This is a genomic window from Pseudomonas sp. TE24901, from assembly GCF_054058375.1.
This window is the reverse complement of sequence record NZ_JBSSAF010000001.1, coordinates 366944-384134: the sequence shown is the minus strand read 5'-3', so window position 1 is coordinate 384134 and position 17191 is coordinate 366944. Positions and strand designations below refer to the sequence as shown.

The 17191-nt window shown below is 61.5% G+C and carries 17 protein-coding genes; 9 read left to right on the top strand and 8 right to left on the bottom strand.

The window, feature by feature from the left end; translation table 11 throughout:
* The 8 genes from pepP to gcvH all read left to right on the top strand — a co-directional run bounded on the left by pepP (position 1) and on the right by gcvH (position 8897).
* Positions 1-1323 carry a Xaa-Pro aminopeptidase gene (pepP, locus tag ACVWVP_RS01775; RefSeq protein ID WP_457404341.1) on the top strand — a complete coding sequence of 441 codons (1323 nt, stop codon included), beginning with the start codon at positions 1-3 and terminating at the stop codon, positions 1321-1323.
* On the top strand, positions 1320-2507 hold the full coding sequence (gene ubiH / locus ACVWVP_RS01770) for a 2-octaprenyl-6-methoxyphenyl hydroxylase (protein ID WP_178919955.1): 1188 nt from the start codon (positions 1320-1322) through the stop codon (positions 2505-2507). The genes pepP and ubiH overlap by 4 nt, the downstream gene beginning before the upstream one ends.
* Complete coding sequence (locus tag ACVWVP_RS01765; protein ID WP_457404339.1) at positions 2500-2985, top strand: DUF4442 domain-containing protein; 486 nt, start codon at positions 2500-2502, stop codon at positions 2983-2985. The genes ubiH and ACVWVP_RS01765 overlap by 8 nt, the downstream gene beginning before the upstream one ends.
* 9 nt (positions 2986-2994) lie before the next feature.
* Complete coding sequence (locus ACVWVP_RS01760; RefSeq protein ID WP_178920098.1) at positions 2995-4212, top strand: 2-octaprenyl-3-methyl-6-methoxy-1,4-benzoquinol hydroxylase; 1218 nt, start codon at positions 2995-2997, stop codon at positions 4210-4212.
* A 222-nt stretch (positions 4213-4434) separates the two neighbouring features.
* Positions 4435-5439, top strand: a complete 1005-nt coding sequence (locus tag ACVWVP_RS01755) for an extracellular solute-binding protein (protein WP_457404338.1) — start codon at positions 4435-4437, stop codon at positions 5437-5439.
* A gap of 165 nt (positions 5440-5604) precedes the next feature.
* Entirely contained in the window at positions 5605-7221 is a 1617-nt protein-coding gene (locus tag ACVWVP_RS01750) for an ABC transporter permease (RefSeq protein WP_457404336.1), read from the top strand.
* A 156-nt stretch (positions 7222-7377) separates the two neighbouring features.
* Positions 7378-8460 (top strand): glycine cleavage system aminomethyltransferase GcvT, encoded by a 1083-nt coding sequence (gene gcvT, locus ACVWVP_RS01745; RefSeq protein ID WP_457404334.1) that lies wholly within the window; start codon positions 7378-7380, stop codon positions 8458-8460.
* Positions 8461-8513: 53 nt separating this feature from the next.
* Positions 8514-8897 (top strand): glycine cleavage system protein GcvH, encoded by a 384-nt coding sequence (gene gcvH, locus ACVWVP_RS01740; protein ID WP_178919960.1) that lies wholly within the window; start codon positions 8514-8516, stop codon positions 8895-8897.
* Positions 8898-8997: 100 nt separating this feature from the next.
* On the opposite strand, the gene ACVWVP_RS01735 is transcribed toward gcvH, so the two are convergent.
* The 7 genes from ACVWVP_RS01735 to ACVWVP_RS01705 form a co-directional block, all read right to left on the bottom strand.
* The gene (locus ACVWVP_RS01735; protein ID WP_178919961.1) at positions 8998-10137 is read right to left on the bottom strand and encodes a DegT/DnrJ/EryC1/StrS family aminotransferase; all 1140 of its coding nucleotides are present in this window, start codon (positions 10135-10137) and stop codon (positions 8998-9000) included.
* 159 nt (positions 10138-10296) lie between these two features.
* The gene (locus tag ACVWVP_RS01730; RefSeq protein ID WP_259172341.1) at positions 10297-10962 is read right to left on the bottom strand and encodes an outer membrane protein; all 666 of its coding nucleotides are present in this window, start codon (positions 10960-10962) and stop codon (positions 10297-10299) included.
* Between the two features lie 187 nt (positions 10963-11149).
* Positions 11150-11464 (bottom strand): DUF2388 domain-containing protein, encoded by a 315-nt coding sequence (locus tag ACVWVP_RS01725; protein ID WP_003176799.1) that lies wholly within the window; start codon positions 11462-11464, stop codon positions 11150-11152.
* A 69-nt stretch (positions 11465-11533) separates the two neighbouring features.
* Positions 11534-11980, bottom strand: coding sequence for an NfeD family protein (locus tag ACVWVP_RS01720; protein WP_176996853.1), 447 nt, complete (start codon positions 11978-11980; stop codon positions 11534-11536).
* A 4-nt stretch (positions 11981-11984) separates the two neighbouring features.
* A complete protein-coding gene (locus ACVWVP_RS01715; protein ID WP_065902324.1) occupies positions 11985-12905 on the bottom strand; it encodes an SPFH domain-containing protein in 921 nt (306 codons plus the stop codon).
* Positions 12906-12982: 77 nt separating this feature from the next.
* The gene (locus ACVWVP_RS01710; RefSeq protein ID WP_259172340.1) at positions 12983-14668 is read right to left on the bottom strand and encodes a GspE/PulE family protein; all 1686 of its coding nucleotides are present in this window, start codon (positions 14666-14668) and stop codon (positions 12983-12985) included.
* A gap of 85 nt (positions 14669-14753) precedes the next feature.
* Entirely contained in the window at positions 14754-15092 is a 339-nt protein-coding gene (locus ACVWVP_RS01705) for a hypothetical protein (RefSeq protein ID WP_457404330.1), read from the bottom strand.
* A gap of 127 nt (positions 15093-15219) precedes the next feature.
* Here ACVWVP_RS01705 and ACVWVP_RS01700 point away from each other — a divergent pair, with 127 nt between their 5' ends.
* Positions 15220-15690, top strand: a complete 471-nt coding sequence (locus ACVWVP_RS01700; RefSeq protein WP_007928270.1) for an Lrp/AsnC family transcriptional regulator — start codon at positions 15220-15222, stop codon at positions 15688-15690.
* Positions 15691-15791: 101 nt separating this feature from the next.
* Here the strand turns inward: ACVWVP_RS01700 and ACVWVP_RS01695 are convergent, their stop codons facing one another.
* On the bottom strand, positions 15792-17159 hold the full coding sequence (locus ACVWVP_RS01695) for a CYTH domain-containing protein (RefSeq protein WP_178919965.1): 1368 nt from the start codon (positions 17157-17159) through the stop codon (positions 15792-15794).
* Between the last annotated feature and the right edge of the window lie 32 nt (positions 17160-17191).

Sequence of the window (17191 nt, the reverse complement as noted above, 5' to 3'; positions counted from 1 at the left end):
ATGATTCATATCCCCAGAGCGGAATACACCCGGCGCCGCAAGGCGCTCATGGCGCAGATGGAACCCAACAGCATCGCGATCCTGCCAGCCGCCGCCGTGGCGATCCGTAATCGTGATGTCGAACACGTGTATCGCCAGGACAGCGACTTCCAGTACCTCAGCGGCTTCCCCGAGCCCGAGGCAGTGATCGTGCTGATGCCCGGTCGCCAGCACGGCGAATACGTGCTGTTCTGCCGCGAACGCAATTCCGAACGCGAACTGTGGGACGGCCTGCGCGCCGGCACCGAAGGCGCGATCCGTGACTTTGGCGCCGACGACGCATTCCCCATTACCGACATCGACGACATCCTGCCCGGCCTGATCGAAGGCCGCGATCGGGTGTATTCGGCCATGGGCAGCAATGCCGAATTCGACCGCCACCTGATGGAGTGGATCAACGTGATCCGCTCCAAAGCGCACCTCGGCGCCCAACCACCGAACGAATTCGTTGCCCTGGATCATCTGCTGCACGACATGCGCCTGTATAAATCGGCGGCAGAAGTGAAGGTGATGCGCGAAGCCGCGCGGATCTCCTGCGCGGCGCATGTGCGGGCCATGCAGGCCAGCCGCGCCGGTTTGCATGAGTTCAGCCTGGAAGCCGAGCTGGATTACGAGTTCCGCAAGGGCGGCGCGAAAATGCCGGCTTATGGCTCCATCGTTGCCGCCGGGCGCAACAGCTGCATCCTGCATTACCAGCAGAATGATGCAGTGCTCAAGGACGGCGACCTGGTGCTGATCGATGCCGGTTGCGAGATCGACTGCTATGCCAGCGACATCACCCGCACCTGGCCGGTCAATGGCAAGTTTTCGCCGGAACAGAAGGCGATCTACGAGATTGTGCTGGCTTCCCAGGAAGCCGCGTTTGCCGAGATCGCCCCGGACAAGCATTGGAACCAGGCGCACGAGGCGACCGTCCAGGTGATCACTGCCGGGCTGGTGAAGCTGGGCTTGCTGCAGGGCGACGTCGACGAGTTGATCGCCAGCGAAGCCTACAAGGCTTTCTATATGCACCGCGCCGGCCATTGGCTGGGCATGGATGTGCATGATGTGGGCGAGTACAAGGTAGGCGGTGAATGGCGCGTGCTGGAAGTGGGCATGGCGTTGACCGTGGAGCCGGGGATCTACATTTCACCGGACAACCAGAACGTGGCAAAGAAATGGCGTGGCATTGGCGTACGCATCGAGGACGACGTGGTAGTGACCAAGCAAGGCTGTGAAATTCTGACCGGTGGCGTGCCCAAGGCCGTTGCCGAGATCGAAGCGCTGATGGCAGCCGCCCGATGAGCAGGGTCAACCTCGCCATCATCGGCGGCGGCCTGGTGGGTGCCAGCCTGGCGCTGGCATTGCAGGCCGGGGCCAAGGCGCGCGGCTGGAAGATCGTACTGATCGAACCCTTCGCACCCGGTGACAGTTATCAGCCGAGCTACGACGCACGGTCCTCGGCACTCTCATTTGGCGCCCGCCAGATTTACCAGCGCCTGGGCCTGTGGCAGGAAATTTCCCGGCGTGCCGAGCCGATCAAGCAGATTCACGTGTCGGACCGTGGGCGCTTCTCCACCGCACGGTTGACCGCGCAGGAGGAGGGCGTACCGGCCCTGGGTTACGTCGTGGAAAATGCCTGGCTGGGCCAATGCCTGTGGCAAGGCCTGGACAAGGACGTGGTCAGTTGGCGTTGCCCGGCCGAAGTCACGCGCATGGAGCCGCTGCCCGATGGCTACCGCCTGACCCTCAACGATGAAACCGTGTTGGAATGCGACCTGGCGGTACTCGCCGACGGCGGTCGTTCTGGCCTGCGCGAGCAACTGGGTATCGGCGTGAAGACCCGCCCTTACAACCAGAGCGCATTGATCGCCAACATCACCCCAAGCGAAGCCCATAACGGCGAAGCCTTCGAGCGTTTCACCGATGAAGGCCCGATGGCTCTGCTGCCGCTGCCGGACAACCGTTGCGCGCTGGTCTGGACCCGCATCGGCATGGACGCCCAGCGCCTGGCCAACCTCGACGAGCGAGCCTTCCTCAGCGAACTGCAGGGCGTGTTCGGCTACCGCCTGGGCACCTTGAAGCAAGTCGGAGCCCGCCACCTGTACCCGTTGACCCTGGTCGAGGCCGAGGAGCAAGTACGCTCGCACCTGGCCATCCTCGGCAACGCTGCCCACAGCCTGCACCCGATTGCCGGGCAAGGCTTCAACCTGTCCCTGCGCGATGCGAATGCCCTGGCCGAGGCCTTGCTGGCCGGGCCTGCGGTGCCGGGCGACCTGGCGACCTTGCAGGGCTACCTTGAGCGCCAGCGCCTGGACCAGAAAATGACCGTGGGTTTTTCTGACCAGGTCACGCGCCTGTTCGGCAGCGCGCAACCGCTGGTGGCGTTGGGCCGCAACCTGGGCCTGCTGGGCCTGGACTTGCTGCCACCGGCCAAACGCTGGTTCGCCCGTCAGGCCATGGGCCTGGGCACGCGTCCGGATGCGTAACTGGCTGACCCGGCGCCTGGGCAAGGCGCGGTTGTTGCGGCTGTTCCTGACCCTGTACCCGCCGTACCTCGGCGCGGGCGTTCGGGTACAGGCGTTGAGCGCGGATTTTCGACATGCCAAGGTGCGCATGGGCCTGGGCTGGTACAACCGTAACTATGTCGGCACGCAGTTCGGCGGCAGCCTGTATTCGATGGTCGACCCGTTCTACATGCTGCTGTTGATGGAGAACCTGGGCCGCGACTACATCGTCTGGGACAAGGCCGCGAGCATCGATTTCATTTCGCCGGGCAAAGGCCCGGTGTATGCCGAGTTCTCCATCGACGACGCGTTGCTCGATGAGATTCGCCGGCAGACCGAGGGTGGAGAGAAGTACCTGCCCCACCTCAAGGTACAGATTCATGACTGCTCCGGCACTCTGGTGGCGCGGGTCGACAAAACCCTTTACGTGCGGCGCAAGCCGCCAGCGAGACAGGCTTAAAGCATGGACATGCGCGCAGATGTGCTGATTGTCGGGGCCGGAATGGTCGGGAGCGCCCTGGCGCTGGCGTTGCAGGGCAGTGGCCTGCAGGTGCTGCTGCTCGACGGCAGCCCGCTGAGCGTCAAGCCATTCGACCGCCAGGCCGCATTCGAACCGCGCGTGAGCGCCTTGTCGGCCGCCAGCCAGCGTATTCTGGAGCGCCTGGGCGTGTGGGACGGCATCGTCTCGCGCCGCGCCAGCCCTTACGGCGAGATGCAAGTGTGGGACGGCAGTGGCACCGGGCAGATCCACTTTTCGGCGGCCAGCGTGCATGCCGAGGTGCTCGGGCATATCGTCGAGAACCGTGTGGTGCAGGACGCTTTGCTCGACCGCCTGCACGATTGCGACCTGGGCCTGCTGGCCAATGCACGCCTGGAGCAGATGCGTCGCTCCGGCGATGACTGGTTGCTGACCCTGGCCGACGGCCGCACATTGCGCGCACCCCTGGTGATTGCCGCCGATGGTGCCAACTCCGCCGTGCGCCGCCTGACCGGCACCGCGACCCGCGAGTGGGATTACCTGCACAACGCTATCGTCACCAGCGTGCGCAGCAGCCAACCGCATCAGCGCACGGCCTGGCAACGCTTTACCGACACCGGCCCACTGGCGTTTTTGCCGTTGGTGCGCGATGGGCAAGAGGATTGGTGCTCGATCGTCTGGTCCACCACGCCGGCTGAATCCGAGCGCTTGATGGCGCTGAATGATGAAGGCTTCTGTCGTGAGCTGGAGCGCGCCTTTGAGGGGCGGTTGGGAACAGTGATCAGCGCCGACCCGCGCGTTTGTGTGCCATTGCGTCAGCGTCATGCCAAGCGCTATGTGGCCGAAGGCCTGGCATTGATCGGCGACGCGGCCCACGTGATCCATCCGCTGGCCGGGCAGGGCGTGAACCTGGGCTTTCTCGACGCGGCGACCTTGGCTGAGGTGCTGCTCTCGGCGGCTGAACGCGGCGAACGCCTGGCGGATGTGAAAGTGCTGAGTCGCTACGAGCGCCGGCGCATGCCCCACAACCTGGCCTTGATGGCGGCGATGGAAGGTTTCGAGCGACTGTTCCAGGCCGACCAACTGCCGCTGCGCTGGTTGCGCAACGCTGGCTTGAAGATGGTCGACCAGATGCCCGAAGCCAAGGCCGTCTTCGTACGCCAAGCGCTCGGCCTAAGCGGCGACCTCCCCGACCTCGCCCAACCCTGATGTGAAATACACCCTCCTGTGGGAGAGGGCTTGCTCGCGAAAGCGGAGTGTCAGCCACTGAATGTGTTGCTGATGTACCGCTTTCGCGAGCAAGCCCGCTCCCACAAGGGAAGTCAGTCTCCGCACAAGCTGTTATGCAACATCTGGTAACGCCTCCACCAAGCGCCACCAAATGTGAGTCCTTATCATTTGCCCACTTTTTGCAAATGAGAGACCGCACCCATGTTGGCATCCAAGCGCCTCCTGACTGCCCTGGCACTCACCCTCATCGGCAGCACCTCCGTGCAGGCAGCCGACGAAGTCGTGGTCTACTCCTCACGCATCGACGAACTGATCAAGCCGGTGTTCGATGCCTACACCCAGAAGACCGGCGTTCAGGTGAAGTTCATCACCGACAAGGAAGCCCCGCTGATGCAGCGCATCAAGGCCGAGGGCGAAAATGCCACTGCCGACCTGCTGCTCACCGTGGATGCGGGCAACCTGTGGCAGGCCGAGCAGATGGGCATCCTGCAACCGTTCACGTCGGCCGTGATCGACAAGAACATCCCTCTGCAATACCGCTCTTCGAACCATGCCTGGACCGGCTTGAGCCTGCGTGCGCGGACCATCGCCTATTCCACCGACCGGGTGAAACCGGGTGACCTCACCACTTACGAAGCGCTGGCCGACAAACAGTGGGAAGGCCGCCTGTGCCTGCGCACGGCGAAAAAGGTCTACAACCAGTCGCTGACCGCCACCCTGATCGAAACCCATGGCGCGGCCAAGACCGAAGAAATCGTGAAGGGTTGGGTCAACAACCTGTCCACCGATGTATTTTCCGATGACATCGCGGTGCTTGAGGCGATCAACGCCGGGCAATGCGACGTAGGCATCGTCAACACCTACTACTACGGCCGCCTGCACAAGCAGAACCCGAACCTGGCGGTGAAGCTGTTCTGGCCGAACCAGGGCGACCGTGGCGTGCACGTGAACCTGTCGGGCATCGGCCTGACCAAGCACGCGCCACACCCGGAAGCTGCCAAGGCGCTGGTGGAGTGGATGACCACGGCTGAAGCCCAGAAGATCTTTGCCGATGTGAACCAGGAATTTCCGGCCAACCCGGCCGTGCCGCCGTCGGCCGAAGTGGCGACCTGGGGCAAGTTCGTGGCGGACACCCTGCCGGTGGAAGTGGCGGGCAAACGCCAGGCTGAGGCCATCCGCTTGATGGATCGCGCCGGCTGGAACTAAGTACAATCTGCAGGGCACTGCAGTGTTGAATGTGGGAGCGGGCTTGCTCGCGAAGGCGTCGTGTCAGTCGATACATGTGTGACTGATACACCGCCTTCGCGAGCAAGCCCGCTCCCACATTTGGATTGTGGTGACATCCTGATATCTATTCACTGAGAACTGACTTTGGCTCACCCCGCCCAACGCCGCTGGTACCTGCCGGTCTTCACCGCCGCCGCCCTGGTGCTGCTGCCGCTGAGTGTGCTGTTGCTGTCCTGGCAAAGTATCGATGCGCAAATCTGGTCCCACCTCTGGGACACCCAGATGCCGCGCCTGCTGGGCAACACCCTGACGTTGGTACTTGGCGTCGGCGTCGGTGTGACCCTCCTCGGCGTGAGCCTGGCCTGGCTCACCAGCCTTTGCGAATTCCCCGGGCGACGCTGGCTCGATTGGGCGCTGATGCTGCCGTTCGCCATCCCGGCCTATGTGCTGGCGTTTGTCTTCGTCGGCCTGCTGGATTTTGCCGGCCCCGTGCAAACCCTGCTGCGCGAATGGTTCGGCACAGGCCTGCGCCTGCCACGGGTGCGCTCCACCAGTGGCGTGATCATCGTGCTGGTGCTGGTGTTTTACCCCTATGTCTACCTGCTGGCGCGCACGGCGTTCCTGGCCCAGGGCAAAGGCTTGATGGAAGCGGCACGGGTGCTCGGGCAATCACCGTGGCGAGCGTTCTGGCACGTGGCCTTGCCCATGGCGCGACCCGCCATCGGAGCTGGCGTGGCCTTGGCCCTGATGGAGACTCTGGCGGATTTCGGCGCGGTCTCGGTGTTCAATTTCGATACGTTCACCACGGCGATCTACAAGACCTGGTACGGCTTTTTCAGCCTGTCGAGTGCGGCGCAGTTGGCCAGCCTGCTGCTGCTGGTGGTGATGCTGGTGCTCTATGGCGAGCGCCGTGCACGAGGAGCCAGCCGGCCGAGCAACGAGCGGCCACGGGGCAAGGCGTTGTATCACCTGCGCGGGTTCAAGGCAGCGGCGGCGAGCACCTGGTGCGGCCTGGTGTTCGCCTGCGCCTTTATCATCCCGATGGTGCAATTGGTCGCCTGGTTCTGGCAGCGCGGCAGGTTCGATCTGGATGAGCGCTATTCGGGCCTGATCCTTCACACCCTGTACCTGGGCGGCATCGCCGCGCTGATCACGGTCAGCGTGGCGTTGATACTGGCCTTTGCCAACCGGCTGGCACCGACCCGGGCGATCCGCTCCTGCATCAGCCTGGCCAACGTCGGCTATGCGTTGCCGGGCTCGGTGCTGGCGGTGTCGATCATGCTGGCGTTCAGTTACCTGGACCGTGAGCTGGTGGTGCCGCTTTCCGGTTGGCTTGGTGGTGCAGGCAAGCCGCTGTTGCTGGGCAGCCTGTCGGCGCTGGTACTGGCGTATCTGGTGCGCTTCCTGGCGGTGGCCTATGGGCCGCTGGAAAACAGCCTGGCGCGCATCCGGCCGTCATTACCGGAAGCCGCGCGCAGCCTTGGCGTGAGCGGGCCACGACTGTTTTGCAAAGTGTATCTGCCGTTATTGCTGCCGGGGACCCTGAGCGCCGCGTTGCTGGTGTTCGTGGACGTGCTCAAGGAAATGCCCGCCACCTTGCTGATGCGCCCATTCGGCTGGGACACCTTGGCGGTTCGTATCTTTGAAATGACCAGCGAAGGCGAGTGGGCAAGGGCTTCGCTGCCGGCGTTGACGCTGGTGTTGGTGGGCCTGTTGCCAGTGATCGGGCTGATCCGTCGCTCCGCACGGCAAATCGGTTAGGTGCCAGTCCTACGGCTTGCGGCTACAATGCGCGGCATTCGGTGCGGTCCGTCTTTCGGATCGAGTCGCTGTGTGTGGCTGCGGGCCTTGTAATTCAAGGTCTCCAGCGCAAATGGCAACTCTGCGCACCTTCGCCAAGCCCGGAAGGAGAAACCCATGGGACAGCGTACGCCTCTGTATGACCTGCATCTCGCCCTCGGCGCGAAAATGGTCGATTTTGGCGGTTGGGATATGCCTCTGCATTACGGCTCGCAAGTTGAAGAGCACCATCAGGTGCGACGCGACTGCGGGGTGTTCGATGTATCTCATATGACCGTGATCGATATCACAGGCCCCCAGGCCAAGGAATGGCTCCAGCACTTGCTGGCCAATGATGTGGATCGTTTGCATGGCTGCGGCCGTGCGCTCTACAGCGCCATGCTCAACGAGCGGGGCGGCGTGGTGGACGACATGATCGTCTACCGAACCGACGACGGTTACCGGCTGGTGGTCAACGCGGCCACCCGTGACCAGGACATGGCCTGGATGCAGGCGCAACTGGGCAGCTACCAGGTGCAACTGCATGAGCGGCCCGAATTGGCCATGCTCGCCATTCAAGGCCCTCACGCCCGGCAGAAGATTGCCGAGCTGGTCACCCAATCGCGCAGCACCTTGATCCACCAGCTCAAGCCTTTCGAAGGCCAGGCCGACGGCGACTGGTTTATTGCCCGCACGGGCTATACCGGCGAAGACGGCCTGGAAATTGTACTGCCTGCCGATCAGGCCCCTGGTTTTTTCAACGACCTGGTGGGGGCTGGCATTTCACCTATCGGCCTTGGCGCGCGCGACACCCTGCGCCTGGAGGCCGGTATGAATCTGTACGGCCAGGACATTCACCAGGACGTGTCGCCGCTGGCGGCGAACATGGCCTGGAGCATTGCCTGGGAACCCGCCGAGCGAGACTTCATTGGTCGTGCCGCGCTTGAAGCGGAAAAAGCGGCCGGGGTGCAGTTCAAACTGGTGGGGCTGGTACTGGAAGAGCGCGGGGTTTTACGTGCCCACCAGGTGGTTCGTATCGCCAATGTTGGCGAAGGGGAGATCACCAGTGGTAGTTTCTCTCCTACGCTGAGCAAATCCATTGCCCTGGCGCGCGTACCGACGGCAACTGCCGATCGGGCCGAAGTGGAAATCCGCGGCAAGTGGTACCCGGTTCGAGTGGTCAAACCGACCTTCGTGCGCCATGGCAAAACCTTGATCTAACCTATTTCCGGCAGGCCAAAGGCCGCTGACATTTCTTCTTGAGGACACAGACTATGAGCGATATCCCTGCCGACCTGCGTTTTGCCGAAAGTCACGAATGGGCCCGTCTGGAAGCTGACGGCACAGTGACCGTCGGTATCTCCGACCATGCCCAGGAAGCGTTGGGTGACGTGGTGTTCGTTGAGCTGACCGAAGTCGGCAACGTGTTTGCCGCAGCTGACCAGGCGGGTGTGGTTGAATCGGTGAAAGCCGCGTCGGATATCTACTCGCCAATCGCTGGCGAAGTGATTGCGGTGAACGAAGCCCTGAGCGGTGAGCCAGAGCTGTTGAACTCCGATCCTTACGGTGCGTGGATCTTCAAGCTCAAGCCGAGTAACCCGGCTGACCTGGAAAAACTGCTGGATGCGGCTGGCTACAAAGCCGCCATCGGCGAGTAACACCGCAATCTACTGTAGGAGCCGGCTTGCCGGCGATGGCGGCCTCAGGTTCGCTGCAAAGCTTGAGGGCCTCATCGCCGGCAAGCCGGCTCCTACAGGGTCAGCGTTTCAATACCGCTTTTACGGCCGCCACCGACCGCTCCACATCCGCTTCTGTCATGGCCGTGAACATCGGCAATGACACGATCAAGCGCCCCACCTTCTCCGCGACCGGGAACATGCCTTCCTTGAACCCCTGTGCCCGATAAAGGCTCAGCAGGTGGATGGGCGGGTAGTGGTAGCCGATGCCCACGCCGTGAGCTTGCATCTGTTCCATGAAGGTTGCACGGGCGGGCAGGCCATCCTGGCGTTCCGGCAGCACCAGCTGAAACAGGTGCCAGTTGCTGTTTTCGAAGTCCGCCGGCGGCAGTTGCGCGCCGTATTGCTCTTCGAAGTCACTGCCAAAGCATTTGAAGTAGTGCCGCGCCAGGTTCTGGCGGTGAGCGGTGATCTTTTCGATATGAGCGAACTGACCCAGGCCAATGGCGGCAGCGATGTCGGTCATGTTGAACTTGCCGCCCAGCACATCCACGTCCAGGCCATCGAAGCCGGTGCGGGTAACGCCCTGCAGGCGGTATTTTTCGGCCAGGCGGGCTTCTTCGGCGTTATTCAGCACTAGGCAGCCACCTTCGGACGACGTGATGTTCTTGTTGGCCTGGAAGCTGAACGACACGAAGTCGCCGGTGGCGCCAATGCGTTCGCCATCCCAGCTGGACCCCAGGGCTTGGGCAGCGTCTTCGACGATGCGCAGGTTGTACTTGTTGGCCAGCGCGTAAAGCATCGGCATGTCCAACGGCAGGCCGGCCAGGTACACCGGAATGATTGCCTTGGTGCGCGGGGTAATCGCCGCTTCCACCTGGGCCAGGTCGATATTGCGGGTAACCGGGTCGATATCGGCAAACACCGGCGTGGCGCCCACTTCCAGAATCACGTTGGCCGTGGCAACCCACGAGATCGGTGTGGTGATCACTTCATCGCCAGGGCCGATACCCGCAATGCGCAGCGCAATTTCCATGGTGCAGGTGCCCGAGTTGAAGGTACGCACCGGGCGGCCACCAAAATACTCCGACAACTGCGCCTCGAAGGCCTGCACTTTCGGCCCGCTGGTGATCCAGCCCGAGCGCAATACATCACCGACCGCCGAGATGGTGGCTTCATCAATGGTAGGTTTGGAAAACGGCAGAAAGGGCAATTGGCTCATAACGACGAAGGCATCCGTTTCAGATTGGCGATGAGTGAGGGGCGCATCAGTATCAGCATGGTTACACGGCTCGACTGAATATAGCCTGTCACCTGTGAATGAATCGTCATCGGTTGGGCAAAAAAATGCCGCTTCAACAGCGGCATTCTCAGCGGGTATTCAGAAGGCGTAACGCGCTTCCAGAAACACATTTTGTTCCTTGAGCTTACCCTTGAGCTGCTCATCCCGCGCATTCACCCGGTTTGCGAAGGTGTTGTAGCCGGTTTCAATATCGCCCATCGCGATATAACGATAACCAACCCCCAGTGTGATTGGCTCACTGACCTTGGCTTCCAGCCCCATACCTACGCTGTAGGCAAGGTTGTGTTGGCGATTATTGGCAAAGCGACGGGTCTCGTTGGTTTGATAGCCTTCGCTTTCAATGCGAGCGATACCCACACCGGCCATACCGTAGAACGACAACCATGGGTTGATCGGGATGTCTTTATAGCCGTTGAGCATCAAGCGTTGGCTCTGGACGTGCAGGCTGTTGACGTTGGCATTAAAGGGGGCCCAGTAGGATTTGAATGTCGAGTTGTTCGGCATTGTGTATTCCCCTTCCAGTCGCCAGCCATTCTCGAAGGCATAACCCGCGGCGAAAGAGGCCACGAATGACTTGCTGCTGTCCGGGGCGTCCACCCGGTCAGTCACGCGAGGGCTAGTGAGCAGCGAACTGGAAAGGTTCTGACGGGCGTTATTGAATTTGGCTGATCCGTACCAGGTTTCTGCCTGGGCGTAGGGGGTAGCGAAGACAGAGAGCAGCAGCGCGTAGGCAATCTTTTGCATGGGCAGTGATTCGCTTTATTTAAAAGGAATCCTTAGCTTGTTGCCTGGCAGGATGAGGCTCGACAGGACTTTTCTGTAGTCAGCTGCGAAAGCAGGAACGCTTACGTAGTGCTTAGCGGCGAAGATCGTAGGAATTGAAGGCAAAAAAATACCGCTGTTTAAAGCGGTATTTTTTATAAAGCTCGAGTTATTCGGTCACAGCGTTTTTTGCGAGGATGGCGTTGGCCAGCTCCATATCCGTGGCCTGCAGACCCGGATTGTCGGCGCGAACCTTTTGCATGGCTGCTTCCAAGTACGGGCCACGAATGCCGCCGTCGCTGGCAACGAAGCTGCCGGCGTCGTCCTGGGCGGCGACCACCAGCTTGTGGTCCTTGAAGGTCAGGTACGTCGAGCCGGTGGTGGCACCCGACGAGATGACGTTGCGCCAGAAGCTGTCGGCCATGGCTGAACCGACAGGGAGGGAAAGCACAGCGAGGGTTGCGACAGCATATTTAAGACGCATGATGGGTGACTCCGGGTGGGTTATCTGTACTTTATGATTGTAGTAAGCCCAGCCGAGTTCCATCACTGACTAAACAGTTTCAACTGTTAAAACCACGCCATTCTGACCAATCACCCGTACTTGAGCGCCTACAGGGCTGTCCGGACCGGTTGCCATCCACACCCCATCACCGACTTTTATCTTGCCCCGGCCATCGACGATCGCCTGGTGCACCACGAAGACGCGCCCCACCAGCTCCGAGCCGCGTTCGTTCAACCCCGGTTGGTCACTGGCCTTTGCGCTGCTGCGTTGGCGTTTCCACCAGTACACCGCCGTCAATATGGACAACACCGCGAACAACAGCAGTTGCCATTCCAGCCCGAGCGGCGGCACCAGGAACTTGATCACGCCCACGGCGGCGGCAGCGATGCCCATCCACAGCAGGTAACCGCCGGCCCCGAATACCTCCAGAATCAGCAGCACCGTGCCCAGTGCCAGCCAGTCCCAGAACGACAGGTGCTGCAGGAATTCCCACATGGCTTCAGCCTTTCTTGCTGTCGAAGGTGGCCTTGACGATCTCGCCGATGCCGCCCACGGCGCCAATCACCTGGCTGGCTTCCAGCGGCATCAGGATGACCTTGCTGTTGTTGGCCGACGCCAGTTTGCCCAAGGCGTCGATGTATTTCTGCGCCACGAAGTAGTTGACCGCCTGCACGTTGCCCGACGCGATGGCCTCCGATACCACCTGCGTCGCGCGGGCTTCCGCTTCAGCCTGGCGTTCACGGGCTTCGGATTCAAGGAAGGCCGCCTGTCGGCTACCTTCGGCCTCAAGGATCTGTGCCTGCTTCTTGCCTTCGGCGGTCAGGATCGCCGAGGCGCGCAGGCCTTCGGCTTCAAGGATTTGTGCACGCTTGATCCGTTCGGCTTTCATCTGGCCGGACATGGCGGCCATCAGGTCGGCGGGCGGACTGATATCCTTGATCTCGATACGGGTGATCTTGATGCCCCACGGCGCGGTGGCTTCGTCCACGGTTTTCAGCAGTTTTTCGTTGATACCGTCGCGTTGGCTGAGCATGGCGTCCAGCTCCATGGAGCCCAGCACGGTACGGATGTTGGTTTGCAGCAGGTTACGGATGGCATGTTCGAGGTTATTGACCTCGTAGGCGGCCTGGGCGGTGTTGACCACTTGGAAGAAGCACACCGCATCGATCTGGACGGTGGCGTTGTCGGCGGTGATCACTTCCTGGGGCGGAATATCCAGCACGCTCTCCATCACGTTGATCTTGCGACCGATGCGGTCCATGACCGGGATGATGATGTTGAGACCGGGCTTGAGGGTGTTGGTATAGCGGCCGAAACGTTCGACGGTCCACTGGTAGCCCTGAGGCACCACCTTGAAGCCCATGAACAGGATGGCCACGGCCAGGCCCACGAAAAGAAGCAGTACGGTTCCGATCTGCATAACGATTCCCTATCTGAAAGTGTCAGTGAAACGACGTTCGGCCGATTGTAACGGTCTCGTCACGGATAAGAACGGTTTCATGCCCCGACAATCAAAGGATTTGTTTCTGAATCCCCAGGTGTTACGCGCAATACTTCAGCCAGGGTGGTGAGGCCGGCCCTCATCTTGTCGATACCGGCCATGCGAAGGCTGCACATGCCTTGTTCAAGCGCCGCCTGGCGCAGCGCCTGTATGTCGGCGCCGGGCGTGATGAGCGCCTTGAGCGCTTCGTCCACCACCATGATTTCATAGAGACCGGCTCGACCCCGGTAGCCGCTGTCACGACACTCCATGCACCCGACCGCTTCATGGACTTCAGTGTCTTTCACGGCGCGTTTGCAGTGAGGGCACAAGACCCTCACCAGCCGCTGCGCCATTACGCCTATCAGCGTAGCTTTGATCAAATAATGAGCAATGCCCAGTTCCTGCAAGCGACTGATGGCGCTGGGGGCATCGTTGGTGTGCAGGGTTGATAGCACCAGGTGCCCGGTCAGTGCGGCCTGGATCGCCATTTCTGCCGTTTCCTGATCACGAATCTCACCGATCATGATGATGTCCGGGTCTTGTCGCAGCAGCGCGCGAATGCCGCTGGCGAAGGTCAGGTCGATGTTGTGCTGCACCTGCATCTGGTTGAAGGCGGGCTCGACCATTTCGATCGGGTCTTCCACCGTGCACAGGTTGACCTCGCGGGTCGCCAGTTGCCTGAGTGTGGTGTAGAGCGTGCTGGTCTTGCCCGACCCCGTTGGCCCGGTGACGAGGATGATGCCATTGGCCTGGCGTGTCATGGCGTGCCAACGTTGCTGATCATCGGCAGACAACCCCAGTTGGTCAAAGCCCTTGAGCAGGACCTGCGGGTCGAAAATGCGCATCACCAGTTTTTCGCCGAACGCCGTGGGCAAGGTGGACAGGCGCAGCTCCACCTCGGTGCCCGTGGGGCTCTTGGTCTTGACTCGCCCATCCTGGGGTTTGCGCTTCTCTGCCACATTCATCCGGCCCAGGCTTTTGAGGCGGCTGACCACGGCCATGGTGACCTGGGGTGGGAACTGGTAGACGTCGTGCAACAGCCCGTCGATGCGAAAACGCACGCGGCCCTGGTCGCGGCACGGCTCGATGTGGATATCGCTGGCTCGCTGGGCGAAGGCGTACTGCAGCAGCCAGTCGACGATATTGACGATGTGCGCGTCATTGGCATCCGGCTCCTTGTCGAGGGCACCAAGGTTGAGCAGTTCGGCAGCGCCGGGCGCAGCGGTCTTCTGGTCGGCGCCACTGACCGACTTGGCCAAGCGGTAAAACTCGCCGATGCAGCGCTGGATGTCCTGGGGGTTGGCGACCACGCGTTTGATCGAGCGTTTAAGCACCTGTGCCAGGCCGGCTTCCCAGCCGGTGATGCCGGGTTGGGCGCTGGCGATGGTGACGGTATGCGCGTCCACGGCCACCGCGAGAATGCCATGGCGTTGGGCAAAGGCGTGGGACATCAACGGCACCACGGTCGCCACGTCGATCTTCAACGGGTCGATGCGCAGATAAGGCTGCCCGACATGCCGGGCAAGCCATTGCGTCAGGGTTTCCAGGCAAGGCCCCTGGGCGGCAATGCACGCCAAGGGATGCACCGCATTGCTGGCGGGTTGCGCAGACAACTGCCGGGCGGTTTCGGGCGTTATCACGCCGCTGTCGACCAGGGCGGGTAACAGTCGATGCAGTTCCAAAGGTTGATCAACGGGCATTGCAGGTTTCCTGGGCTGGCTTGGGGCGTAAACCCCAGGCTAGTCACCCCCTGACTCGGCGCCTCCCGGCTTGTATTGCAGGCCTTTACAGCGCGACGGCCACCCGCTCTTGAGGCTCCACGGAATCAGCTTCCCACAGTTCCAGACTGCACACGCTGATCACGTTTCGAATCTTTTCACCGATCACCTGGGCCCGGTGCCAACTCAGGCCATTCATCACGATATCCACGCTCAGTAGGTCGTCCTCGCGGTTCACCTGAACCTGGCTGGGTGTCAGAAACTGCAGTGCAAAGTAGTTGAGCACGCGGCACAGCACGTCCGGCTCAGCTTCGGCGACGATGCGGTAATGCGCCTGGCAATGCGCGCTGTTGACGGCCCACGCATCGACGCGGGTGGCGGGGTGGATGGTTTCGACGCCGTGCATGCTGACTCTCCAGATTCGATTGGAGAAATTTTTGCATTTGGCGTGGGAGATTTCTTATCTAAGATCGGCCATATTGGCGGATGTTTGAATCATCCAATTCATCATATGTTAAATAAAAGGTATTTTTATGCACAGCGAGTTGGACGCCTACGACCGTCGCATCCTGGCCCTGTTGCAAGAGGACGCCTCGCTGTCCAGTGCGCAGATCGCCGAGCAGGTGGGCTTGTCTCAATCGCCATGCTGGCGCCGTATCCAGCGGCTCAAGGAAGAGGGGGTGATCCGTGGCCAGGTCACCTTGCTGGATCGCAAGAAGATCGGCCTCAACACGCAGATCTTCGCCGAGGTCAAACTCAACGCCCACGGTCGGTCCAACTTCACGGAGTTCACCGAGGCGATTCGCGGTTTTCCGGAAGTGCTGGAGTGTTATGTGCTGATGGGGGCGGTGGATTTTTTGCTGCGCATCGTGACGGCGGACATTGAGGCGTACGAGCGATTCTTCTTCGAGAAACTGTCGATGGTGCCGGGGATTCAGGAGGTCAATTCGATTGTGGCGTTGTCGGAGATCAAGTCCACCACTAGCCTGCCAGTATTGCGCTGACAGTGAGGGCCTCTTCGCGGGCAAGCCCGCTCCCACATTTGACTGCATTCCAGAGTTGGAACACGGTCAAGGTGGGAGCGGGCTCGCCCGCGATGGCGTCCTTACAGACGCAACAAAGTCTTCCACGCCCGGTTCTGATACACCGCAATCGCCTGATGCATCCGCGCATCCAGCGACTCATCGGTGATCAGTTGGTTGGCCAGTTGCGCCAACTTGTTCAGCTCGCCGTACAAACGGTCCAGCTCCGGAATGTCCACCACATGGCGCGCATGGTGCAGCCAGGCCTGGATGCGTTCGATACGCGGCAGTTGTTCGGCCAGGTCTTCCGGCTGCTGCTGGTAACGCGGCAGTTGCAGGGCGACGGCGTCGTCAGCCAGCAGGCGTGGCAACCAGTTGGTGATTTGTGCCGCGCCCTGGCGATTGCCGCGCACGTTGCGGTCGGCGGTCCAGGCACGGGCCAGCAACCAGCGGGACGCATTCAGTGAGAACAGGCCCCAACGCACATCGTCCAGTTCTTCGATGAATTGCTCGGGCGCGGCTTTGCGGATGTCTTCGTCGTCGTCACCGGCTTGCACCAGCGGGCGCCAGTCTTCCAGCAGGGCATCCAGTGCGCTGCGCAGTTCGCTGGTGGATTGGCGAGGGGCGGCCTGGCCGAGGCTGCCGATCAGGGCACGCAGTTCGCCGAGGTTGTCGACCCAGTCCTTCAGCAGGCGCCAGTGGCCATTGAAGCGGTATTGCTCGGCCAGGCGCTGGCTGCTGCCGAGCAGGTGCCAGAGGATGGCGGCAAACGCGTCGTCCAAAGGCATTTCGGCGTGCAGTTCAGGCGCCGGCAGGCTCAGGGAATAGCTGCTGGCGTCGTACAGGCGATAGCCGCGCTCGGCTTTGCTGATGTCACATGGCATCAGGGCCAGGGTGGCGGCCAGCTCGGCGGCCAGTTCCAGCAGGGCAGCCGGTTCGCCTTCGCGCAGTTCCAGTTCCAGTTCGCAGATTTCTTCTTTCTGCTTGCCGACCACCACGTGGCCCAGGTCCAGGGCTGCTTCGATGACCACCTTGGCCTTGCCGCGGCCCCAGGCGATTTCCGCGCGCTCACGCACGAAGTCGGTGGTGAAGATCGGCTTGAGGGTCTTTTTGTCCAGGTCGGCCAGTTGCTCGGGCCAGCATTCGCCGTCGAGCTTCTTCACGTCGAGCTTGGCTTTGGGCAGGTCCCAGTTGTACTCGTTGCGTTCCGACAAGCCGGCGACGCTCTGGCCACGGGTCTTGAGGGTCTGGATGATGTCGTCACCGTCCTTGCGCAGGCGCAGGGCGACTTTGGCCTGGGCCAGGTCGCGCTCAGGGGTGTCGAAATACTGGTTCATCAACTCACGGCGTTCCCAGCCACTTTTGTTGCGTTTTTTCAGGAGCGGGTGCTCACGCAGCGCGGCGAGGGTCTCGCGGCTGACGCGGAGCTTGATTTCGGTTTCTTTTTGCATGGCCGGAACATCCAGGATCGGGAGCGCAGCCG